Raw genomic sequence first — 23,405 nt, 5'->3', positions numbered from 1 at the left:
TCGGAGGGGGCGACGCGGTGGGTAGCCGGGCGGCAGGGGTGCACCGAGTCACGGCCCTCGTCTTCGACGGGATGACGTTGCTGGACCTCGCCGGACCGTTCGAGGTGTTCGCCGAGGCCGCCAAGTTCGGCGCACGGTACGAGCTGGAGGTGCGCTCCAGCGATGGTGCCGCCGTCCGTGCCTCGACGGGTCTGCGCGTCCAGGTGGACGGCCCGGTCGGGGAGGCGACCAACGTCGGGACGGCCCTCGTGGTCGGCGGCGACGTGCTGGCAGGGCGCCCGATCAGTGCCGAGCTCACCGCCGCTGCGGCATCATTGTCGCGCCGGGCCGATCGTACCGCCGCGGTCTGTACCGGCGCGTTCGTCCTGGCCGCCGCCGGCCTGCTGGAGGGTCGGCGCGCAACGACGCACTGGCAGCACGCGCGGTTACTGTCCGCCGCCTTTCCGCAGGTAAGCGTCGAGACCGACGCGATCTTCGTGCGGGACGGAACGATCTTCACCTCCGCCGGCGTGTCCGCGGGCATCGATCTCGCGCTGGCCCTCGTGGAGCGCGACCACGGGCCGGAGATCGCCCGGTCGGTGGCCCAGTCGCTCGTCGTCTTCCTGCAAAGGCCCGGCGGCCAGTCGCAGTTCTCGCCGTCGCTTGCCCTGCCCCGGCCCCGCACTCCCGTGCTGCGGCAGGTGACCGACGCGGTGGCTGCCGACCCGGCCGACGACCACTCGGTGACCGCCCTCGCCGCCCGGGCGCATGTCAGCCCTCGTCACCTCTCCCGGATGTTCCGGCAGGAGCTCGGCAGCAGCCCCAGCAAGTACGTGGAGGGCGTGCGGGTCGACGCGGCCATCCGGTTGTTGCACACGGGGAAGTCGGTCACGGCCTGCGCTCAACAGGTCGGCATTGGCAGCCCGGAGACGTTGCGCCGGGTGTTTCTCGCCCGGGTCGGGGTGTCGCCGCGCGCCTACCAGCAGCGATTTCGGACGACGGAACGTGACGCGACGGTGATGCCGGACGACGAGGGCACGCCCGACCGGTGAAGCGCACGGCGGTGCCCTCCGGTGGGATCGCGCCGGAGGGCACCGCCGAGCTGTCGACGGTTCAGACGCTGGCGAAGTGCTCGCGGTGATCGCGAACGAACTCGGCGAAGGTCCGCGGCTGCCGGCCGACGATCCGCTCGACATGGTCGTTGGTGAAGTCACCCCACCCGGAGCCGTAGGCGACCCGGTACTCGGCGAGGACCTCGGCCGACCACTGGTCGAGGCCGGCCTGGAGCAGGCCGTCGCGTGCCTGCTCCGGGCTCTGCGGCACGTAGCGCACCGGCTCGCCGAGGGTGCGGGCGATCTCGTCGGCAGCCTGGTCCAGCGTGATGCTCTCGGGGCCGGTAGGGGTGTAGATCTTGCCCTGGTGCTGCTGTGGCGCGGCGAGGATCGCTGCCCCTGCGGCGGCGATGTCCCGGGCGTCGATCAGGCCGACCCGCGCGTCACCGAAGAGACCGTAGAGATGCTCGCCGGCCTTGGCGCCGAGCAGGTTCTGCATGAAGTGACTCGGTCGCAGGATGGTCCAGGGGACACCGGACTCCTGTAGCTCCGCGTCGGAGAGCGCGTGCAGGCGGCCGTTGCGGGTGGGCGCGTCGTGCGCGGCGCCGATCGCGGAGAGCCGGACGATGTGCCGTACGCCGGCCTGCCGGGCCGCCCACACCGCGTTCATGCTCTGGCTCGGGGCCAGTGGACCCATCGGCATCAGCAGCCAGAGCGTCGTCACGCCCTCGAACGCCGGGGTCAGTGTGGTGGGGCGGTCCAGGTCGCCGACGACGTACTCGACCCCGTCGAGCCCTGGCGTGCGCGACGCGTCCCGGACGAGGGCGCGCAGCGGCTGCTTGCCGGCCAGCTCCCGCAGCACCTCCCGCGACACGGTGCCGTTTGCCCCGGTTATCAGAATGGTCATGGTCATCCTCTCGGTCGGGCGGACCGAGGTCGGACCACGGTCGCCGCCAGCGACGATATAGTCCATAAGTTGTACCGTCCAATGATTGGACCAAATTATGAAGCGCAGCACACTGAAGGAACAGGACCCCGACCTCGGGATCCTGGCCGTGCAGCTCTCCGCGCGAATCCAGCGGGAGATCTTCCGACGCTCGGCCGAACAGGGGTTCGACGACGTCCGGCCGCGCCACGGCGCGGTCCTCGCCTACCTGGACGCCGAGGGCACCCGCCCCGGCGAGCTGGCCCGGCTGGCCGGCCGCAACAAGCAGACGCTGGGCGCGATCCTCGACGAGTTGGAACGGCTGGGCTACGTCCGGCGTACGCCCGACCCGGCCGACCGCCGGGCGAAGCTGATCGTGCCGACGGATCGGGGCCTCAGCCTCATGGCGGCCTCCGACGGCTTCGTGCACCTGATCGAGCAGAAGCTCGCCGACACACTCGGCCCCGACCGGTACCGCGACTTCAGGGACGCGCTGGCCCGTGGCGTGGCGAGCCTCCCGGCGACCGGCCAGGACACCGAGGGCTGAGCGGGCATGTGCCGGCGCCAACCGGGTACGCCGCCGTGGCCCCGGGGGCCGGCGGAACGCCCAGGCTGACCGCTTTTCACGCAGCCGAGGAGCACCGACATGCCTATCGCCGGGCGGGCCCGACTCACACCGACGGTCTCCCTGGTGCTGCTGGCGTCGATCCTGGTGTCGTTCCTGGCCGCGTCGGCGGCCCCGACCCCGCTCTACGGTCTGTACCAGGAACGCTGGCACTTCTCGCCGGTCACCACGACGGTGGTGTTCGCCGTCTACGCGCTCGCGGTGCTGGCGTCGCTGCTCACGTTCGGCAGGTTGTCCGACCACGTCGGTCGGCGGCCGGTGCTGGCCGTCGCGATCGCGGTGCAGATGCTCGCGCTGATCGTCTTCATCTTCGCCAACGGCGTCGCGGCCCTGCTGGTCGCCCGCCTCGTGCAGGGGCTGGCAGCCGGCGCCGCCACCGGCGCCGTCGGCGCCGCCATGCTCGACATCGACCGTGCTCGGGGCACGCTCGCGAACTCGATCGCCCCCGGCATCGGAACCGGAAGCGGCGCCCTGCTCTCGGCGCTGCTCATCCAGTTCCTGCCCGCGCCGACGCGACTGGTGTACGTCGTCCTGCTCGTGATCCTGCTGATCCAGGCCGTCGGGGTCGCGTTGATGCCGGAGACGGTCACCCCGATGGCCGGGGCCCGAGGCAGCCTGCGGCCGGACATCACGCTGCCCCGCTCGGTGCGCCAACCGGTCCTGGTCGTCGTCCCGGTGCTCTTCGCGGTCTGGGCGCTGGCCGGGTTCTTCGGCGCGCTCGGCCCGGCGCTGATCCGCAGCCTCATGAACACGTCGATCGTGGTCGGCGGTCTGGTCCTCTTCGTCTTCGCCGTCTTCGGGTCGATCGCCGTGCTGGTACAGCGCAACACCGCGGCGCGGACCGTGATCCTGACCGGGATCATCGCGCTCATCCTGGGCATGATCGTCACGTTGGTGGCGGTCATGGCGGAGTCCATCCCGGTCTTCTTCGTCGGCCTCGCGCTCGGGGGCGTCGGCTTCGGCAGTGGCTTCCAGGGCAGCCTCAAGACGGTCATGCCGCTGGTCGAGGCGCACCAACGCGCCAGCGTGCTGTCCGTGCTCTACGTCGTCTGCTACGTCGGCTTCGGTCTGCCCACCGTGATCGCCGGCTTCCTCGTGGTCTACGCCGGCGGTCTGCCGCGGACCGCCGACGAGTACTCCGTCGCGGTCATCCTCCTCGCTTTGGTCGCCCTGTTGGGGGTACGCAGGGCCACCAGGATGGCGCCGGGTTGATGCCGGAAAGCCGGCCCGAGCACTGACGCAAGCAGCAGCGTGATGATCAGGAAGGGAGGGGCGATGAGCCCGAAGGTGGCCCAGGGCGAGGTGAGCGCGACGTCGCGGATAGAGAACCTCGACGCCAAACTCGAGGTGATCGTCATCCCGGTGTCGGATGTCGACCGGGCGAAGGCGTTCTACGAACGGCTCGGGTGGCGGCTCGACCAGACCCCGCCCGGCATCGTCCAGTTGACGCCCCACGGCTCCGCGTGTTCCGTACAGTTCGGCCCCGGGCTGACGCCGGCGGCCCCCGGCTCGGCCATGGCGTACCTGGTCGTGTCCGACATCGAGGCGGCCCACGACGCGCTCGTCGCCGCCGGTGTCGAGGTCGGCGACGTCTTCCACGTCAGCCCGGACGGCCCGGTCGACGGGCCGGACCCGCAGCGGCGCAGCTACTTCTCGCGCGCCACGCTGCGCGACCCGGACGGCAACACCTGGCTGATGCAGGAGATCACAACCAGGCTTCCCGGACGCATCGAGGGTGGCCTCACGTCGTTCGGCTCCACGAGCGACCTGGCGAGCGCGCTTCGACGCGCCGCCGCCGCACACGGCGAGCACGAGAAGCGTACGGGCGAGCATGACGACAACTGGCCCGACTGGTACGCGGCGTACATGGTCAGCGAGCAGTCGGGGGCCAAGCCGCCCGAGTGAGCCACGCCCACGCGTAAGACCTGCTGATCGACGTGCTGCCGGTGAGTCACCTGATGACTCACCGGCAGCATTTTCGTTTCGAAGTGCGCGCCGCTACTGGCTGCGCGCTGTTCGTACGGGCGATGTACGCGAGTTGTACGCCGACCGTCCTACCATCCCCTGGACACGATGATCTTCGATCCAATCGGCACCGCCGGATTCAAAGCTGACCCGGGTGCGTGCCGTGCCTCGTCGCCTGTGTGCGGTCCCCGGCCGCCGGTAGGGAGGAGACCTCGATGACGAGTCCTGGTGCGGGCGGTGCGATGCCGTGACGCGGGTACGGTTTCTCGCCCTCGGCCCGCTGCACGCCGAGGTCGGCAGAGAGTGGCTCGACCTCGGGCCCGTCCGGCAACAGGCGGTCTTCGCGATCCTGCTGTTCAACGCGAACCGCGTGGTCACACCGGCGTCGATCCTGCAGGGAGTCTGGGGCGGCCAGGCCCCGGCGACCGGCACGAAGCTGATCCCGCCGTACATCTATCGGCTGCGACGTACGCTCCAAGCGGCGTGCGTCGGCCACGACAGCCCTGCGATCGACAGCTCCCGGATCGGCTACCGGCTGCGTCTCGGTTCGGCCCGCACCGACGTCGCGGACTTCGACGAGGCGGTTGAGAGGGCGGCTGCCGCCGAGACGGCGGGTGACCTCGCCGGGGCCGCGGCGCTACTGGCCGAGGCCGAGCAGAGCTGGGCGGGCGAGCCGTTGGCGGGCCTGACCGGTCCGTACGCGGAGAGCCGTCGGCAACACCTGCTCGAACGCCGCATCGTCTGCCTGGAACACCGGCTGGAACTGCACCTGCGGCTGGGCGACTGCCACCGGGCGATCCCCGCGCTCATCGCCCTGCAGGCGGAGTATCCCCTGCGGGAACGGCTGGCGATCATGCTGATGACCGCCCTGTACCAGACCGGCAGGCAGAGCGAGGCGATGGACGTGTTCGGCGCCTTCCGTACCCGTTTGGCGACCGAGTTGGGCGTCGAGCCGACCCCGGCGCTGCTCGCGGCGTACACCTCGATGTTGCGCGGCGACCTGGGCCCGCCATGGGTGTCGGGCCCGTTCCCCGAAGGACCCGCCCGGGCACGGGCGGCCACCACCACGTGATGCGCGGCGATGCCGCGCGGTGAGGCGGAGCAGATGGACGACGGCCTTGCCCCGGTGCAGCCGGGGGACGCCGGATGGTTTCTGAGTCACTCCCTGCGGGAGCGGCTGACCGACGCGGTGCCGACAGGCCCCGTGGACGAAGATCTCGGCCGGATCCGGCTGAAGATGTGGCTGGACGAGCCGGTCCACGCGAGGCGGCCCGACCTGATCCCGCAGAGGCTGGCCCAGCACGGGCTCGACGAGGCCGGTCTGATCCGGGTCCTCGGCGAGCAGCCCGAGACCGTTCGGGCTCGGTTCGACACGGCACCGGACTACGCCCGTCGGCTGGTCGAGGCCGCGCGGCGACGTGCGGCCGCCACTGTGGCGCCCGCCCACGGCGCGGCTGGACACGATGACAGCATTGGATTCGCGGTGCTCGTCGCGCCACTAATCGCCGCCGCACTCGAACGGTTGGGCGCGCGGGTGGCGGCGTTGGTCGACGGCCACCCGCACCTCTCCGCCGAGGCGCTGGCCACGCGGTTGGGCCCGGGGCCGGTCGACACCGTCAACATGCTGGTGGCCCGGACGATGGCGCTGGAACTCAACGTGCTGCGGATCCGGGGCGAGCTGTCCGGGAGCAGCCCGCACGAGCGCTTCCACGACTTCCTCCACCGGTTGGAGCAGCCGCAGCACGCGTTGCGCCTGCTGCGCGAATATCCGGTGCTGGCCCGGGATCTGGTGCGCGTCGTCGACAACTGGGAGGCCAGCCGGCTGGAGTTCGCCGAGCGCGTCGTCGCCGACCACGCGGAGCTGTCCGACCGGTGCGGCGGGCCGGACTCGCTCGGCGACCTCGCCGAGGTGAGCTTCGGGGCGGGAGACAACCATCGGGGCGGTCGCTCGGTGGCGGTCGTCCGCTTCGCGACCGGCGCGCGGGTGATGTACAAGCCCCGGCGCCTACAGGTCGACGGCCACTTCCAACACCTGCTGGCCTGGCTCAACGAGCGCGGCGCGCACCCCGCGCTGCGGACGTTCTGGGTCGTCGACCGCGAGGTGTACGGGTGGACCGAGTTCGTCGAGAGTGGACCCTGCGTCGACCGCGACGCCCTCGGCCGGTTCCATCGACGGCAGGGCGCGCTCCTGGCCCTGTTGCAGGCCCTCGGCGCGACGGATTTCCATCAGGAGAATGTGATCGCCTCCGGTGAGCACCCGATGCTCATCGATCTGGAGGCGATGCTGCACAACTGGCAGTGGGAGCGGCCGATCGGCGACCAGGCGGGCTACCTGCAGAGCGCCGGCGTCGGGTTGATGAGTAGGTCCGTCGTCACGGTGGGGCTGCTGCCGGCACCCGTGGTCTGGACCGAGGGCAACCAGGTCAACCAGTTCGACATGAGCGGGATGTCCGGGGCTGGTGGGCAGTTGACCGCCAGGCCGGTCACGGTCTGGGACGGGTTCGGCACCGACGAGATGCGCCTGGATCGGCGGCGGGTCCCGCTGCCCGGTTCGGGGAACCTGCCCACTCTGGGCGAGCAGCGTCTGGACGTGACGGAGTTCGCGCCCGAGATCGGCGACGGATACCGCACGCTCTACCGGATCCTGCTGCGACACCGGGACGAGTTGCTGGGGCCGTCCGGCCTGTTGGCCGCGTTCGCGCACGACGAGGTGCGGGTGGTCCTGCGCGCCACCGAGTCGTACGTCCGGCTGCTCGCCGAGGCGCAGCACCCGGACCTGCTGCGTGACGCGTTGGACCGGGACCGGTACTTCGAGAACCTGTGGGCCGGGCACGAGCACCGCGAGGACCGCGACCTCCTCATCGCCGCGGAACTGGCCCAGATGTACGCCGGCGACGTGCCGATCTTCGTGACTACACCGTCGTCGACGGACCTCACCGGTGGCGACGGCACCGTGGTGCCGGGCGCACTGCGCCAGACCGGTCTGGACGCGGTCCGCGACCGACTGGTGGGCATGTCCGAAGACCACCTGGCCCAACAGAGCTGGATCATCGAAGCCTCGCTGACCGCGCTGATCATGGGAGACCCGTCGCGGTGGCGTCCACCGAGCCGTCCGGGCGCGGTGGTCCTGCCGCCGCCGGTCGTCCCCGAGAAGGTCGTGCACTCGCCTGTCGCCCCCGCGACGGTCGCACCTGAGCGCCTCGTCGACGCGGCGCGCATCATCGGGGATCGGTTGTTGGCGACCGCGCTCACCGAGGACGACCGGATCTGCTGGCTGGGCCTGAGCCTGATCGCCGACAAGGTGTGGATGCTCGGCCCGAGCGCCATGGACCTCTACAACGGCATCAGTGGCATCGCCCTGTTCCTCGCCCGGCTGGCGGACGTCACTGGCGACACGGTCTACCGGCAGGCCGCCGACCGGGCCGCCACAATGATGCTCCGCGAGGCGCGGAGCTGGCTCGCCGGCCCGACCGCGACCGCGGGCGTCGGCGGCTTCGACCACCTGGGCGGTTCGGTGTACGCCCTGAGCCACCTCACCGCTGTCCTGGACCGCGCCGACCTGGTCGACACCGCCGTGGGCCTGGCCGCGTCGATGGTCACGCACGCCACCGAAAGCCGCGAGTACGACATCATCAACGGCAGCGCCGGCGGGCTACTGGCCCTGCTGTCGCTGCACCGGGTCACCGCCGACCCCAGCCTGCTCGACGGCGCCCGGACGCTGGCCCGGCACACGCTCAGCGGCGCACGGCCGGTCGGCGACGGGGTCGGCTGGTCCGGCACCCTCTACGCGGACACGCCGCTGGCCGGCTTCTCCCACGGCGCGTCCGGTATCGCGACCGCCCTGGCCCGATGGGACCGGTACACCGGGACGCACGAGCATCGCGACGCGGTGGACGCGGCGCTGCGCTACGAACGCACGGTGTACGACGAGGCGACCGGTAACTGGCGCGACCTACGCCCGGACACGCCGGAGGGCGACTCCATGGTCGCCTGGTGCCACGGTGCGGCCGGGGTCGCGATGGCACGCGTCGAACTCCTGGGCTACGCCACCGACGACGCGCTGCTGCGCGACGACCTGCGGCGTGCGCTGACGGCGACCCTCAAGCCGAGCAACCTGCTGCACAACCACTCGATCTGCCACGGGGACCTCGGCAACGCCGAGGCCGCATTGGCCGCCGCCCGGGCCCTCGGGGACGACGAGGCGGTCCAGCGCGTCGCCGCGATCGCGGCGACCGCCGTCGTGGACATCGAGAACCGCAACTGGCGGTGCGGCGTGCCACGGGGCGTGGAGACACCGGGGCTGATGAGCGGCCTGGCCGGCATCGGCTACGCGCTCCTGCGGTGGGCCGACCCGGCGGGTGTGCCGTCTGTGCTGCTGCTGGAGCCGCCGACCGACCATCGCGGTGCCATCGATCTGCCATAACGCGGTCCTACGGTTCCGCCGTGGAGGTCCATCCACGTATCGCGCTTCACCACCTAAAGATCGGAGTTTCACATGGACTACATCAGGGCGTGGAAGGACCCGGTCTACCGGGCGTCCCTCAGCGCCGAGGACCGGGCCAGCCTGCCGGCGAACCCGGCCGGCTTCGTCGAGCTGAACGACCAGGAGCTCGACGGCGCCGACGGCGGCACCTGGACCCCGACCCCCACGATCACCGTGGTCACCGGGGCCGCCGGCTGCTTCTCCTTCAACGGCACCTTCTGCAACGGCACCTGCGCGGCGTTCACCGCCGGCTGCTGCGGCTGACCCGATCCACCTCGGCGGGGAACCCGGACCGTCCCGCACGGATGCGTTTCCTCGCCGGCACACCCCAGATTCCCTGAGGAGAGCCCTTAATGAACATCGTGCAAGCCTGGAAGGACCCCGAGTACCGGGCGAGCCTTTCCGCCGAGCAGTTGGCCGCGCTGCCGGAACACCCGTGCGGCGTGGTCGAGCTCGGTGACGACGTCCTCGCGCACATCGCCGGCGCGCGTACCGAGGGACTGTGGACCCTCGGCTGCTGTGGCGGCTTCACCGCCCGGGAGACCCCGTGCGGTTCCTGTGGCGCGACGTGCGGCGGAACCACCTGTGGTACCTGCCAGACGCAGTCGACCTGCGGACTGTGCACCGCCTGATCCACCCGCTCCACCGGCGGTGCCCGGACACCTCAGGTGTCCGGGCACCGTCCCCCCGCGAGACCCGACCGCTGCGCGAGAGAGAGCACCCCGATGACGCAGTCGCACCTGCCCGGCCACGACCCGGTGGACGTTTCGAACCCCTGCTGGTACCTGGCGTACTCCCTGCCGGAGAGGCTCGGCGGCGCGGCGCCGACCGGCTCGGTGGACGAGGACCGGGGGCGGCTCCGGCTCGATCGGTGGAAGAACGAACCGGTCTTCGCCGGTGACACGGACCTGTTCGAGAGCTGGCTCGACGCCCTCGACCTCGACGAGCCCACCCTGACCAGAGTGCTCGGCGAGACGCCGGAGACGGTCCGCAGCAGGTTCGCCGACGTCCCGGACTACGTGCGCACGATCGAGCGCGCATGGCGCAACCACCGGCCGGGCGAGACCGTTGCCGCTGAGCACCACGGGCACGACCACGACCACGACCACCACCACGAGCCGCACCCGCACGCCGCGTTCGTCGAGCTGGTGCGTCCGCTGGTGGACGACGGCGTCCGCCGGGTACGCGACGCGGTGCACGCGGCCTGCGCCGAAACGCCGGGACCACACCTCGATGCCGACCTGCTCGCCGACCAACTCTGCGAGCCGCCCTACGGGGCGATCAACCTGCTCGTCGGCCGGGTGCTCGTGCTGGAACTCAACGTCCTGCGGTTGCAGGGGCAGTTGGAGGGGGAGACCTCGCAGCAGCGCTTCCAGGACTTCGCCCGGCGGCTGCGCGACCCGAAGTACACGCTCGACGTCCTGATGGAGTACCCGGTGCTGGCCCGGGACGCGACCATCCTCATCGACAACTGGGTGGACGCCCGGATCGAGTTCGCCCAGCGCCTCACCGCGGACGCAACCGCCCTGACCGCCCGGCTGGGCGACCCGGCGGAGCTGGGCAGCGTGACGGAGGTGTCGTTCGGCGCCGGTGACTCACACCGCGGTGGCCGCTCGGTCGGGTTCGTCCGCTTCGCCAACGGCGCCCGCGCCGTCTACAAGCCGCGCGGACTGCAGGTCGAGCTGCACTTCCAGCAGTTGCTGGACTGGCTCAACACGCGCGGCGCGCAACCGTCGCTGCGCACCATGTGGGTGCTCGACCGCGGTGACTACGGCTGGTCGGAGTTCGTCACCGCCGGGCCCTGCGCCGATCACGACGCGCTGCGCCGCTTCTACACCCGGCAGGGCAGCTACCTGGCGTTGCTGCACAGCCTCGCGGCCGTCGACTTCCACCTGGAGAACATCATCGCCGCCGGCGAGCACCCGATGCTGGTCGACCTGGAAGCCCTCTTCCACCCGCAGGGCGAGCAGACGGACCAGCAGATCGGCGTCTCGGCGGAGTCGTTCCGGACGATGCGGGAGTCGGTCCTGGAGGTCGGGCTCCTGCCCCGGCCCATCATCTACCAGGACGACGACGGCGTCGGTGGCGTCGACTTCAGCGGCCTGGCCGGCACCGCCGGGCAGCTCACGCCCACCCCGGTCGCCACCTGGGAGGAATCCGGCACCGACGAGATGCGCCTGGTCCGCAAAAGGATCGAGATGGGCGGCGGGCAGAACCTCCCCAGCCTGAGCGACGCGGCGCACCACACCCTCGACTTCAGCGCCGACATCCTGGCCGGGTTCGAGCAGACCTACCGGCTGCTGCACCGCCACCGCGACGAGCTGCTGGCACCGGACGGACCGGTGGCCGCGTTCGCGGGTGACGAGGTACGCGTGATCCTGCGCGCCACCCGCACCTACGGCAAGCTGCTGCAGGAGAGCCGCCACCCCGACCTGCTGCGCAACGCGCTGGACCGGGAGCGGTTCTTCAGCTTCCTCTGGTTGCAGGAGGAGTGGCCCGGCGCCGAGGCCCGGATCGCCACCGCCGAGCAGGCGCAGCTGAGCCGCGGCGACATCCCCTTCTTCAGCACGACGCCCGCCTCGCACGACTTCGTCGCGGGAGACGGCTCGGTGGTCGCCGGGGTGCTGCCCACCAGCGGTCTGGAGCGCTCGCGGCAGCGCATCGGCGCCCTCTCCGAAACGCACCTGGCCCAGCAGACCTGGATCCTGCGCAGCTCGCTCGCGGCGCTGACGATGGGAGTGGAGAGTCAGGGACAATGGTCGGAGTACCAGGTCACCGCCGCCACCGTTCCCGCCGACGTGGGTCGCTTCATCGCCGCCGCGTGCGCCGCAGGCGACCGGCTGCTGCTGTCGGCCGACACCGGCGAGGACTCGATCGCCTGGCTCGGGCACACCCTGGTGGCCGACAAGATCTGGCAGCTGGGCCCGGTCGGGATCGACCTCTACAGCGGGCTGTCCGGGATCGCGATGTTCCTCGGCTACCTCGGCGAGGTCAGCGGCGAGCAGCGCTTCCGCGGCGCGGCCGAGGTCGCCGTCGGCATGCTGGTACGTCAGATCGACCTGCTCGACGAGACGCCGCCGGAGAGCCTGGAGAACTTCACCGTCGGCGCCTTCAACGAGCTGGGCGGACCGCTGTACGCGTTGAGTCACCTGGGCGCCCTGTGGCAACGCGACGACCTGTTGGACGCCGCCGGACGAATCGTGCCCGTCCTGCTGCACCTCGCGCCGCAGGACGAGGCGTACGACGTGATCAGCGGCGCGGCCGGAGCGATCCTCGCGCTGCTGGCGCTGCACGCGGCGCGGCCGTCGGAGCCGGTCCTCGACGCGGCCCGCACGTTCGCCCGGATCCTGGCGGACAAGGCCGAGCCGGCCGGCGACGGGATCGGCTGGGCGGGCGCCGTGAATCCGAGTCGGCCGCTGGCGGGTTTCTCACACGGGGGGTCCGGCATCGCTGTCGCACTGGCCCGGCTGGACCGGGCCCTCGGCAACCGCGACCATCTGCCGCTGGTCGAGGGAGCGATGCGCTACGAGCGCTCGGCCTTCGACCCGGAGCACATGTGCTGGCTCGACCTGCGCGACACCACGCCGGAGCGGTATTCCATGGTCGCCTGGTGCCACGGCGGGCCCGGCATCGCGCTCGCCCGCGCCGACCTGGCCGGCTACGTCGACGACAACGAACTGCTCGATCGTGATCTCTCCGACGCCAGCACCGGCATGCTGCGGTTCGGCCTGACCGGCGAGGTCATCACGGGCACCGGCAACCACAGCATCTGCCACGGCGATCTCGGTAACGTCGAGGCCCTGCTGGCCGCTGCCCGGGTCCGCAGCGACGAGGACGCCGCCCGGCAGGCCGAGCTGGTGGCCGCCAGCATCCTGGACTACATCGACCGGGACGGCTGGCTGTGTGGGGTTCCGCTCGGTGCGGAGACTCCCGGCCTGATGAGCGGCATCGCCGGCATCGGCTACAACCTGCTGCGCCTGGCCTTGCCGGAGCGGGTTCCGTCGATCCTGCTGGTTGAGCCTCCGGTCCCGGCGGTGGGCGGTGACTCGCGTGGCTGAGCAGCAGCTCTGGCCGTACCGGCCGCAGGCGTTGGCGACCTACCGCGGTGGCGTGCACGACGGTCCCGGGCGGAGCCCGATCCGGTCCTCACGACGGCCGCTGGTCGCGCTCGCCGTGCTGCTGCTGATCGGCGTGGGCTTCGCAGCGGTCATGCGGGTGCCGCGAACGGTCGACGGCGCCGTGATCGGTGCCGACGGGCCGAACCTGGTCGCCATGTTCGCCGGGCGCCTCAATCCGGAGCCGGCGCCGGGCACGGAGGTCACCCTCGTGCAGGAGGGCGGCCGGGCGATCCTGCGGGTCGTCCGGGCCGAGGTCGTCGACGACACCGCCGATCGTCGCTGGAACATCCCGGCGGAGGTGCCCCGGCCGATCACCATCGTCTGGCTCGCCGGAGACGCGAAGGAGAGCTTCGGCCGGCTCAGTCTCGTGGTCGCCAACCCCACCCTGCTGGAGCTGGTGCCGGGCGTTGAGGGGGTCCTCCGATGACGATGAGCTGGCTGCGACCGCGCCGCCGGGTACCGATCATGCTCCAGATGAGCGCCACCGAATGCGGTGCCGCGTGCCTGGCCATGGTCTTCAGCTCCTACCGGCGGTGGACCTCTGTCGCCGAGTGTCGGGAGCAGTTGGGCATCGGCCGCGACGGGGCCACGGCGTTGCAGATGACCCAACTCGCCCGCCGGACGGGGATGCGGGCCCGAGGTGTCAGCGTCGACCTCGACGGACTGCCGCAGCTGCGGTTGCCGGCGATCGTGCACTGGAACTTCCGGCACTATCTGGTGCTGGAGCGGTGGGACCGACGCGGCGCCGTCGTCGTCGACCCGGGGATGGGCCGGCGGCGGATGAGCCGCGAGGAATTCGGCGAGGGATTCACCGGCATCGCCATCGAACTCACCCCGGGCGAGGAGTTCGAGCGACGCCCAAGCCCGGGACGGCTGGCCTCGCTGCGGTTCGCCCGCAGCATGCTGACCTTCTCCCGTCCGCTGCTCGGCCTGGTCCTGGTCGTCTCGCTGCTGCTCCAGTTGGCGGTGCTGCTGCCGGCACTGATCACCAAGTTCGCGGTCGACACGGTGATCGGGAAGGGGCAGGTCGACGCCCTGACCGTCCTCGGCCTCGGCATGCTCCTGCTGTTGGCCACCCAGGGGGTGGGCACCTACGCCCGAGGTGCCGCTCTCAACGTGTTGCACGCGCGCATGGACGACACCATGATGCGGCGCTTCTTCGACCACCTCCTCGCCCTGCCGTACTCCTACTTCCAACTGCGCAGCAGCGGCGACCTGCTGATGCGGATGTCCAGCAACACCGTCATCCGCGACCTGGTCACCAGCCAGACGATGTCGCTCGTCCTCGACGGCCTGTTCGTCGTCGTCTACATCGGCATGCTCCTGGCATTCACACCGCTCTACGCCTGGCTGGTGCTGGGCCTGGGTCTGCTGCAACTCGGCGCGATCGTGGCGACGTACCGGGCCATGCGGGAACGCACGCATCGCGACATCGCCGCGCAGGCCGAGGAGCAGAACTACGCGGTCGAGGTGCTGGCCGGCGCCGAGACGGTGAAGGCGATGGGCGCCGAGCAGCAGGTCCTCGGCCGCTGGTCCGGGCTCTTCCAGACCCGTCAGTTCGCCTCGCTGCACCGCCGTCAGCTGGAGACCGGGTTGGAGGCGACGCTCGGGGTGTTCCGGATGGGCTCGCCGCTGCTCCTGCTGTGGGTCGGAGCCCACCAGGTCGTTGCCGGCGCGATGTCGCTGGGCACCATGCTGGCGCTCAACGCCCTCGCCGCGGCCGTGCTCACCCCGTTGATGGGCCTGGTCAACACGGCCCGCCAACTACAGACGGTCGGCACCCACCTGGAGCGGATCCGGGACGTGATGGACGAGGCCGCCGAGCAGGACCGGGCCACGTCCCAGCCGCCGGGCCGTATCTCCGGGCAGGTGACGCTGACCGGGGTCGGCATGCGCTACAGCGCCAACGCCGCCTGGGCCGTACGCGGGGTCGACCTGACCATCCCGGCCGGCGCGAAGGTGGCGCTCGTCGGGCGGACCGGATCGGGCAAGACGACGCTCGCCAAGACCATCATCGGGCTGTACGTGCCCAGCGAGGGCGAGGTCCGATTCGACGGGCGCCTGCTCCAGGACCTCGACTTCCGCGAGCTGCGCCGCTGGTGTGGCATGGTCACCCAGGAGCCTGCCCTGTTCGCCGGATCCGTCCGCGACAACATCTCCCTCGGGCACCCGTCGGCGACCTACGACGAGGTCGTCCTCGCCGCCCAGCGCGCGCAGATCCACGACGAGATCATGGCGATGCCGATGGCGTACGAGACCCGACTCACCGAGGGCGGCGGAGGGCTCTCCGGCGGTCAACGACAACGGCTGGCCCTCGCCCGCGCCCTCGTGCACAATCCGCCGCTGCTGCTGCTCGACGAGGCGACCAGCCACCTGGACGTGGTCACCGAGCGTCGCGTGGACGAGGTCCTCTCGGCGCTGTCGTGCACCAGGATCGTCATCGCACACCGGTTGAGCACAGTGCTCAACGCGGACCTGATCGGTGTGATGGAGGAGGGTTCCCTGGTGGAGCAGGGCACGCACGACGAGTTGATCGCGCACGGGCGCCACTACGAGGCGCTGATCCGCGACCAGCTCCAGACGGCCCGGCCGCTGTAGCCGGGGCACCCACTGCGCCGGGTCAGCGACCCGGAGTGCCGGGCGCTCCGGGTCAGCGCGCCGGAGCGCCGGGCGCGACGCGTGCCAGCAGCTGTCGCACCACGTCGGCGGCGGGGTCGCCCAGGTCGTCGTAGATCCGGATGGCCCGCTGCCATGCCTCGGCAGCGGCCGGAGGGTCCGCCATCGCCTCGCGCGCCTCGCCGAGCCGGACGAGGGTCAGCCCTTCGTGATACCGGTTGGCCGATTCCCGGAAGCGTTGGACGGACTGCTCGTAACAGGACGCCGCCCTGGCCGGGTCACCGAGCCGGTGGTACGCGAAGCCCAGACTGTCCAACGTCGCGGCCTGCCCGACCCGATCGTCGATCGCCTCCTGCTGGGCCAGCGCCTCGGCGCAGTCGACGACGGCCTGGTGGTAGTCGCCGGTCAGGGCGTGCAGGTAACCCTTGACGTTCAGCGCGCGCGCCTCGGCGTACCGGTTGCCGATGAGCTGCGAGATTCGCAGCGCCTCGGCACTGTGCTTGAGCGCCTCGTCCAGCCGGCCGTACTGGGTGCAGTGCTCGGTGTACTGGCGCAGGATCAGCGCCAGGCTGTCCAGGTCCTCAAGCTGTTCGTACAGGTCGAGCGCCCGCTGTACGTGGTGCTCGGCCGCGTGCTGGTCGCCGAGCCGCATGAGCGCGCGGGCGAGCATCCGGTTGGCCTGCGCCTGCGCCCGGACGTCGCCGATCCGCTGCGCCGCCGCGAGTGCCGCCTGCTGGGCCGCGAGTTGCTCCTGGAACATGCCCCGAGGCGCGAGGTACGCGGCCAGGGCCCAGGCGAGCTGGCAGGCGTACCGCTCGAAGCCGGTCTCCGCGGCCTGACGCAGCACCCGCAGCAGGACGGGGTGCTCGGCGTGGAACCAGGCCGCCGCGACGACCCGGTCGGACATCGGCACGTGGAGGTTCGCCGGCATCGGTGGTTCCAGCGCGATGGGTGCCCAGGTCGGCTGGAGCAACACGGCGCCGGGGTGCGCGCTGTGCAGGTAGTGGTCGTACATCCGGCGCGCGGCGGCCTGTCGCTCCTCGGCCAGGTCGGATGCCTGGGCCAGTTCGGCCGCGTACGACCGGAGCAGGTCGTGCAGGGCGTACCGCTCGGGCAGGTGCTCGGTCAGCAGGTGCAGCCGGGTCAGCTCCTTCAGCAGCGGGGTGACGGCCGCCCGGGGGCGGCCGAGCAGCGCGGCGGCGGCGTCTCCAGTCAGGTCGGGGCCCGGGTGCAGGCCCAGCAGGCGCAGCAGGCGGGCCGCCTCGGTGCTCAGCGCCCGGTACGACCAGGAGAAGATCCGGCGGACGTCCCCGTCGGCCAGTTGCTCCAGCCGGGACTCGGAGGGGCGTAGTTGGGCCGCGACGGCGTCGATCGGGAAGGTGGGCCGGGCGGTCAGCCGGGCCGCCACGATGGACAGGGCGAGCGGGAGGCGACCGGTCGCCTCGATCACCTCGTTGGTCGCCGCCGCTTCCGCGACCACCCGGTCGTCACCCAGCCGGCTGCGGAGCAGCCTCGTCGACTCGGCGGCCGTCAGCACCTCCAGCGTCAACGGTCGGGCGCCCTCGGCCACGATGAGGCTGCTGAGCTGGTCGCGGCTGGTCACCAGGACCGCGCACTGGCCCACGCCGGGCAGCAGCGGTCGTACCTGGTCGGCGTCGCGCGAGTTGTCGAGGACGACGAGCATCCGACGCGAGGCCAGCAGGCTGCGGTACAGCCCGGCCCGGGCGTCGACGCTGCTGGGGATGCGGCCGACCGGTACGCCGAGCGCCTCGAGGAAGTCGACCAGGGCATCGGCGGGGGAGACCGCGTCCGCGTCGTCGTAACCTCGGAGGTTGACGTACAACTGGCCGTCGGGAAAGCGGTCGGCGGCCCGATGGGCCCAGTGCAGCGCGAGCGTCGTCTTGCCCACGCCGGCCATGCCGCTGATGGTGACGATGTCCACGGTGGCGGGTCGTTCGGGCCGGGCGCTGAGGGTCGCGTCGAGGAGATCGAGTTCGGCGCTGCGCCCGACGAAGTCGGGCAGGGCCAGTGGCAGTTGTTGAGGGTGGCCCGGTGCCGCGCCGGCCGACGCGTTGTCCGCGGGCCTGCTCGTCGCGGCCTGCTGGCCGAGGCGGTGGTGCAGGATGTCGTCGTGCAACCGGGTCAGCTCGGGGCCGGGGTCCATACCGGTCTCCTCGGCCAGCGCGCGCCTGGCCTGCTGAAACGCTGCCAGAGCCCCGGCGATGTCGCCGATCTGGTAAAGGCCGGTCATGAGTTGGGACCAGGCCCGTTGCCGCAGTGGGTGACGGTCGAGCAGCGCCCGTAACCGGGGGATCACCTGGGCCGCCTCGCCGAGCGCGAGCCGCGCCGAGGCGTGGTCCTCCTCGGTCAGCAGCCGCCGCTCCGTGATCCGCGCGACCCGGCCGGTGAGGAGCCGGGGCAGCGGCAGCCCGGCGAAGGCGGGCCCCCGCCACATGCCGAGCGCGAGGGCCAGCTCCGGCTGCGCCGCCGCCGGGTCGCCGGCGGCCAGAGCTGCCCGTCCGCGCGCCGCCGCCGCGTCGAACCGGTCCACGTCCCGCTCGTCCGGCTCGACGCGAAGCAGGTAGCCGCCTGGTGTGGTGAGGATCCGGCGGCGCTCGCCCGCGGCGCAGTCGAGTGCCTGGCGCAGCCCTCGCAGGTAGGTGCGCAGGTTCGCGGCGGCCGAGGCGGGGGGCTGGTCGCCCCACACCATCGTCATCAGCTCGTTGGCGGAGATCGCCTCACCCGGGCGTAGCAGCAGAGCGGCCAGCACCAGCTGCTGTTTCGTCGACCCGAGGGCGACCGGTCGGCCGTCCCGTGACACTGTCAGCGGCCCGAGCAGGTCGAAGTGGAGGGGCATCGTCACCTCAGTTTGCGGTGCCGGCCGGGCGAGAGTGACGATCGTATGAGCATCGATCAATGACGTTAGCACCGATTGAACATGATCTTCATGTTTGGTCGGGCGGTCGCCGGCGGGGCCCGGTGGCTTTGTGGCATGCACGGTGGCCTGACCGTTCGCCGGTCAGCGCAGTCCGCGGATGAGGTTGTCGACCAGGGTGCGGGCGAAGTCCTCGGTGAGCGGCAGGTCGGCGATGAGAAGCCGGTGGTAGCAGGCGCCCCAGAGCTGGTCGACGACGGATTCCGGGTCGATGTCGGCGCGCAGCTGCCCCCGGGCCATGGCCCTGGTGAGGGTCTCGACGGCGAGGGCCCGCCGGGGTCCGGAGTAGCGCTCGCGGTAGGCGGCAGCCAGTTCCGGATCGGTCTGCGCCTGCCCGATGAGCTGGCTGATGACCCGCCCGGCGGTGGTGTCCCGTACCAGGTGGACGAACGCGACGAGCTGGTTGGTCAGGTCGGCGACGATGTCGGCGGTGTCGGTGAAGGCCAGGGTGGGCGCGACGACGGTGAAGTAGCCGTCCAGGGCGAGCGCTCCCTTGGAGGGCCACCACTTGTAGATGGTCATCCGGCTGGCTCCGGCGTGGGCCGCGACCTTCTCGATGGTGAAGCCGGCCATGCCCTCGGCCAGCAGGAGTTCACCGGCGGCCGTGAGGATCTCCGCGCGTACCTGATCGGCGGGGCGGCGGCCGCGACCACGGCGCGCTGGCGTCTGGGCGTCCGGCGTGAGCTCGGCCACTGGTCCTCCCGGTATATGGACACGCTGTCTACTTGCTGGTTATATGGACACAGCGTACACAGCGGTGCCCGGACACCACGACGCACCGCGACGACGACCGAAGGAGACGAGGGACATGACGGGTCTACGACGGCGACGGTTGGGTGCCTCCGGGCCGGAGGTGTCGATCATCGGGCTCGGCGCGATGGGCATGTCGGACCTGTACGGGCCGGCCGACGAGGCGGAGAGCGTCGCGACGCTGCACGCGGCGATCGACGCCGGTGTGAACCTGATCGACACCGCGGACTTCTACGGATCGGGTCACAACGAGATGCTGATCGGCCGGGTGCTGCGGGAGCGTCGCCGGGACGAGGTGGTGCTCAGCGTGAAGTTCGGCGCACGCCGGACGCCCGAGGGTGGCTTCCAGGCGGCACCGTACGACGTGTCGGCGGCGGCGGTGAAGGACCGGCTGGCGTACTCACTGCGACGGTTGGGCACCGATTACATCGACATCTACCGGCCGTCGCGGCTGAACCCGCAGGTGCCGGTCGAGGAGACCGTGGGCGCGCTGCTGGAGATGCAGCAGGCCGGCTACATCCGGCACATCGGGCTCTCCGAAGTGGGCGCGGACAGCATCCGCAGGGCCGCGGCGGTGGCGCCGATCAGCGACGTCCAGATCGAGTACTCGCTGCTCTCCCGGGGCCCGGAGGCCACCATCCTGCCGGCGCTGCGGGAGCTGGGCATCGGGTTGACCGCCTACGGGGTGCTGTCCCGAGGTCTGCTCAGCGGCCACTGGTCCGCCGACCGTGCGCTGACCGGTACGGACTTCCGGGCCAACAGCCCACGGTTCCAGGGCGAGCACCTGGCCGCCAACCTGCGTCTGGTGGACGCGCTCGGCCGGGTCGCACAGCGGCTGGGGGCGACCACCAGTCAGGCGGCGATCGCCTGGGTGGCAGCACAGGGCGAACAGATCGTGCCGCTGGTCGGGGCGCGGCGGCGGGACCGGCTGACCGAGTCGCTGGCCGCGGTAGACCTGGTGCTCGACCAGGACGCGCTGGACGAGATCGAGCGTGCCGTGCCGGCCGGCGCCGCCTCCGGCCAGCGGTACGCGACCGCCATGATGGCGCTGCTCGACAGTGAGAAGTGACAGCGGCGGGCGGTCTCAGGAAGCTGCTCGCCAGACCCAGTTGCGGCGTTCGTAGAGCGGCACCAGCCCGGCCCGGCGCATGTTGTTCAGCGACGGGTTCTGCTGGCCGGGCGCGGGCTTGCCGGTCTCGGCGAACAGCCACCGGCATCCCGCCTCGGCCGCGGCTCGGGCGCGGGCGGCGATCAGCGCCGACTGCGCCCCGAGGCCGCGGTGACCGGTGGCCGTCGCGGCGGCGTTGAGCGACGCGGCCTCGCCGTGCAGGAACAGGTTGCCGCCCGCGACCAGTTCGCCGTCGTCCCAGGCCGCGTACGGTCGCCACGCCGGCTGGCCGACCGTCGCGGCCAGCATGTCGGTGAGCCCACCGGTCGGCATGCCGAACCCGGTGAGCAGCACGTCGGCCCAGCGCCGCGCCTCGGCGGTCGACACCGGGGCCACGCGCAGACGGGTCCGCGCCGCGGCGACGTCGCCGGGTCGGGCGGCGAGCTTGACCCAGGTGCTTCCCGGCTCAAGCCCCCGCGCGGCGGCGACCTCGTCGAAGCCCGCCGGCAGCACCGACGGAATCAGCTGGAGGACAGCCTGGTCGACGCCCTGCTCCCGGTAGAAGTCGAGGACGCGATCCAGGGTCTGCACGGTGAACGCCTCGGTGGTGCCGAAGCCGAGGGCCTTGCTCCAGTACCCGCCGGAGGGATCGTTGCGCATGGCGAGGACGACACCGCCGCCGATGCGGGTGGTCGCGATCCCGAGCTCGGTGTACGTGGGCCCGGGCGCCTGCGACTCGTAGGAGTGCATGAATTCGCACTCCACGGCTTCGGCGAGCGGGGTCAGGTCGGCTGGCGCGGTCATCGGCCGATTATCGTCTGGTCCGTTCCCAGGCCCGCACCAACTGCATCCGATTGTGAATGCCCAGCTTGTGATATATGGAGCGGAGTTGGGTGTCCACGGTGTGGAAGGAGACGAAGAGGCTCCGGGCCGCCTCCTTCTTTGTGGCGCCGCCGGCGAGCATCTCGGCCACCCGCTCCTCGGCGGGGGTGAGCGCGCCGATACCCCGGCGTGGCGGCTCGTCGATCGACTGCCGGTGGCGCGGGGCCGCGAGGTCGGCGCAGCGCCGGTCCGCTATCGCCTGGTCGCCAGGAGCGCCGATCCGGGCGTAGAGGGCAGCCGCCTCGTGTGCGGCATCGCGCGCCTCCCCGGGTCGCGCACGGGGACTGTTCGCGAGGTCGAGCAACGCGTCGGCCAGCGCCGGTCGCGCGGCGGTGGTGCGCAGCCGGTCCACCGCCGAACGGAGGGCGTCCGGGTCGCCGTCGCGCAACCCTCGGCTCTGGTCGGCCAGCGCGTGCCACAGCGGCACCGGGGTACGGGTGGAGACCAGCTCGACCAGTTCGGTGACCCGGCGGGCGGCCCGGGTGTCGTCGGCGGCCACCGCCGCGCGTACCAGTCGGGGGCCGAAGTGCGGCACGGGCAGGAGTGACCGAACCGACCGGTGCAGGTCGGCGACGACAGTGGTGAGCAGGCCGGCCGGCGCGCTGAAAGCGGGGTCGCGAACCGCCACACAGAACGCGAACGTCCACATCGTCCGGTCGGGCCACCGGTCCTCGGCGAGGCAGGTGCGGAGGATGGCGCGGGCGTCGTCGTGTTCGCCCCGGCGGTAGCGGACCTCGCCGATCACCGCGACCAACAGGGCACGCACCTCCCTACTGAGGTCCGCAGAGCCCGAGCTGAGTGTCGTGACGGCCAGTGCGGCCGCCTCGGGCAGCTCTCCCACGGCCACCATGCGCAGGCAGTCCAGCGCGGTCAGTCCGGTGGATGAAACGTCGGTCGCGTCGGGCACCTGGCGGGTCGCGGCCCACGCGTCCTGGTGCCGGCCCAGACCGAGCTGCACGAGGATCCGTTCCGCCCGGATGGACGGGGCGTCGGCGCGTGCCGCCCAGGAGTCCGGGTCGAGGGCCGCCAGCACGGCCTGGGCGCCCGGCAGATCACCGTGCGCGAGCGAACGGGCGGCCCGGCCGAGGGCGAGGTGACGAGCGGACGTCGGGTCACCCGACGCGGCGTGCGCAGTGCCCGCGTCGCGCAGCAGGGCATCGGTGTCCGGATGTCCCGTGCGGGCCGCGATCGTGGCGACCAGGGCGAGCAGGGTGCCGCGGCTGCCGGTGTCCAGTCGGAGGTTCAGCGCCTCCCGCAGACCGGCGAGGGCGACCGTCGGCTGCTCCAGTGCCACGATCTGCGCCAGGCGGCCGAGCAGGAGGGCGCGGTGGCGCTCGCCGCTGCGACTCGTGGCGATCTCCGCCGCCAGGACGTGCAGCGCCTCCATCCCGCGTCCGGCGAGTCGGAGCTGGTCCGCCGTGGCGAACAGCCGGTGCCGTCGTTGCTCGGCGTCGGTGGCGATGTCGTCGGCCGGAAGCGTTCCGGCGTTGAAGGGTGATTCGGACAATGGCGTTCTCCCCGGTTGTTACCCGGCGCGTCGAAATGCCGTCCTGCGACCGAGCCTAGCCATGGCGGCAGGTAAGGGCGACCAGATCGACGAACCGGCGGGATTGCGTCGAATGACCCCCGCCGTCCGGGATTCGACCTGCGGTAATGGCGCGATCACGTGATGCGACCGGCGACGTTCGGCGCCGATCATCGAATCATGGCCCAGTTCACCGAACTTCCCGGTCTGCCTCGGCTCCGGGTCGTACTGCTGATGTTCGTCCTCTACGCCGGCACCGGGGCGGGTGGTCACGCTCCGGCGTGGACCCGCCTGGTGCTGCTGGCGACCGCCGCGGCGATTCCGGTCGCGATCGCTGTCCAGTACGGCTGGCCCGGACTGCGTGCCCTGCTGGGGGTCTCGTCCCGGCTACGGCTGCGCGGCGGATCCGTTCCCGCGCCCAATCCGATCCAACCCGAGTGAG

Annotated in this window: 18 protein-coding genes; 13 read left to right on the top strand and 5 right to left on the bottom strand. The window is 71.6% G+C overall.

The genetic code is table 11. The features are described from left to right. The first annotated feature begins 38 nt into the window (after positions 1-38). A complete protein-coding gene (locus ABTW72_RS01170) occupies positions 39-1,031 on the top strand; it encodes a GlxA family transcriptional regulator (RefSeq protein WP_350852582.1) in 993 nt (330 codons plus the stop codon). A 61-nt stretch (positions 1,032-1,092) separates the two neighbouring features. On the opposite strand, the gene ABTW72_RS01165 is transcribed toward ABTW72_RS01170, so the two are convergent. After that, positions 1,093-1,938, bottom strand: coding sequence for an NAD(P)H-binding protein (locus tag ABTW72_RS01165; protein ID WP_350852579.1), 846 nt, complete (start codon positions 1,936-1,938; stop codon positions 1,093-1,095). Between the two features lie 85 nt (positions 1,939-2,023). Here ABTW72_RS01165 and ABTW72_RS01160 point away from each other — a divergent pair, with 85 nt between their 5' ends. From ABTW72_RS01160 to ABTW72_RS01115, 10 genes are all read left to right on the top strand, one after another. Continuing rightward, entirely contained in the window at positions 2,024-2,503 is a 480-nt protein-coding gene (locus ABTW72_RS01160; RefSeq protein ID WP_350852576.1) for a MarR family winged helix-turn-helix transcriptional regulator, read from the top strand. Between the two features lie 99 nt (positions 2,504-2,602). After that, a complete protein-coding gene (locus ABTW72_RS01155) occupies positions 2,603-3,793 on the top strand; it encodes an MFS transporter (protein WP_350852573.1) in 1,191 nt (396 codons plus the stop codon). Between the two features lie 63 nt (positions 3,794-3,856). Beyond that, positions 3,857-4,486 (top strand): VOC family protein, encoded by a 630-nt coding sequence (locus tag ABTW72_RS01150; protein ID WP_350852570.1) that lies wholly within the window; start codon positions 3,857-3,859, stop codon positions 4,484-4,486. A gap of 307 nt (positions 4,487-4,793) precedes the next feature. After that, positions 4,794-5,618 (top strand): AfsR/SARP family transcriptional regulator, encoded by an 825-nt coding sequence (locus ABTW72_RS01145; RefSeq protein WP_350852567.1) that lies wholly within the window; start codon positions 4,794-4,796, stop codon positions 5,616-5,618. Between the two features lie 33 nt (positions 5,619-5,651). Next, positions 5,652-8,969, top strand: coding sequence for a type 2 lanthipeptide synthetase LanM family protein (locus ABTW72_RS01140; RefSeq protein ID WP_350852565.1), 3,318 nt, complete (start codon positions 5,652-5,654; stop codon positions 8,967-8,969). A gap of 72 nt (positions 8,970-9,041) precedes the next feature. After that, positions 9,042-9,293, top strand: a complete 252-nt coding sequence (locus ABTW72_RS01135; protein ID WP_112603060.1) for a mersacidin/lichenicidin family type 2 lantibiotic — start codon at positions 9,042-9,044, stop codon at positions 9,291-9,293. 89 nt (positions 9,294-9,382) lie between these two features. Beyond that, positions 9,383-9,661 (top strand): mersacidin/lichenicidin family type 2 lantibiotic, encoded by a 279-nt coding sequence (locus tag ABTW72_RS01130; protein ID WP_091399738.1) that lies wholly within the window; start codon positions 9,383-9,385, stop codon positions 9,659-9,661. Positions 9,662-9,754: 93 nt separating this feature from the next. Continuing rightward, a complete protein-coding gene (locus ABTW72_RS01125) occupies positions 9,755-13,087 on the top strand; it encodes a type 2 lanthipeptide synthetase LanM family protein (RefSeq protein WP_350852561.1) in 3,333 nt (1,110 codons plus the stop codon). After that, positions 13,080-13,574, top strand: coding sequence for a hypothetical protein (locus ABTW72_RS01120; RefSeq protein ID WP_350852558.1), 495 nt, complete (start codon positions 13,080-13,082; stop codon positions 13,572-13,574). Before ABTW72_RS01125 ends, ABTW72_RS01120 begins: the two co-directional genes overlap by 8 nt. Continuing rightward, positions 13,571-15,745, top strand: coding sequence for a peptidase domain-containing ABC transporter (locus ABTW72_RS01115; RefSeq protein ID WP_350852555.1), 2,175 nt, complete (start codon positions 13,571-13,573; stop codon positions 15,743-15,745). The genes ABTW72_RS01120 and ABTW72_RS01115 overlap by 4 nt, the downstream gene beginning before the upstream one ends. A gap of 52 nt (positions 15,746-15,797) precedes the next feature. Here the strand turns inward: ABTW72_RS01115 and ABTW72_RS01110 are convergent, their stop codons facing one another. Beyond that, entirely contained in the window at positions 15,798-18,620 is a 2,823-nt protein-coding gene (locus ABTW72_RS01110) for an AfsR/SARP family transcriptional regulator (protein WP_350853924.1), read from the bottom strand. Positions 18,621-18,782: 162 nt separating this feature from the next. Further along, positions 18,783-19,391, bottom strand: coding sequence for a TetR/AcrR family transcriptional regulator (locus tag ABTW72_RS01105; RefSeq protein ID WP_350852552.1), 609 nt, complete (start codon positions 19,389-19,391; stop codon positions 18,783-18,785). A 115-nt stretch (positions 19,392-19,506) separates the two neighbouring features. On the opposite strand from ABTW72_RS01105, the gene ABTW72_RS01100 reads away from it, so the two are divergent. Then, positions 19,507-20,517 carry an aldo/keto reductase gene (locus tag ABTW72_RS01100; protein ID WP_350852549.1) on the top strand — a complete coding sequence of 337 codons (1,011 nt, stop codon included), beginning with the start codon at positions 19,507-19,509 and terminating at the stop codon, positions 20,515-20,517. A 15-nt stretch (positions 20,518-20,532) separates the two neighbouring features. Here ABTW72_RS01100 and ABTW72_RS01095 read toward each other — a convergent pair whose 3' ends face one another. Beyond that, positions 20,533-21,360: a GNAT family N-acetyltransferase gene (locus ABTW72_RS01095; RefSeq protein ID WP_350852546.1), complete on the bottom strand. Its 828-nt coding sequence runs from the start codon at positions 21,358-21,360 to the stop codon at positions 20,533-20,535. Between the two features lie 7 nt (positions 21,361-21,367). Continuing rightward, positions 21,368-22,945 (bottom strand): LuxR C-terminal-related transcriptional regulator, encoded by a 1,578-nt coding sequence (locus tag ABTW72_RS01090; RefSeq protein WP_350852543.1) that lies wholly within the window; start codon positions 22,943-22,945, stop codon positions 21,368-21,370. Between the two features lie 198 nt (positions 22,946-23,143). Here ABTW72_RS01090 and ABTW72_RS01085 point away from each other — a divergent pair, with 198 nt between their 5' ends. Then, on the top strand, positions 23,144-23,404 hold the full coding sequence (locus ABTW72_RS01085; RefSeq protein ID WP_350852540.1) for a hypothetical protein: 261 nt from the start codon (positions 23,144-23,146) through the stop codon (positions 23,402-23,404). Position 23,405 lies beyond the last annotated feature (1 nt).

It is taken from the genome of Micromonospora sp. NPDC127501, from assembly GCF_040302185.1.
GTDB lineage: Bacteria > Actinomycetota > Actinomycetes > Mycobacteriales > Micromonosporaceae > Micromonospora.
This window is presented reverse-complemented; position numbering and strand designations above follow the sequence as displayed.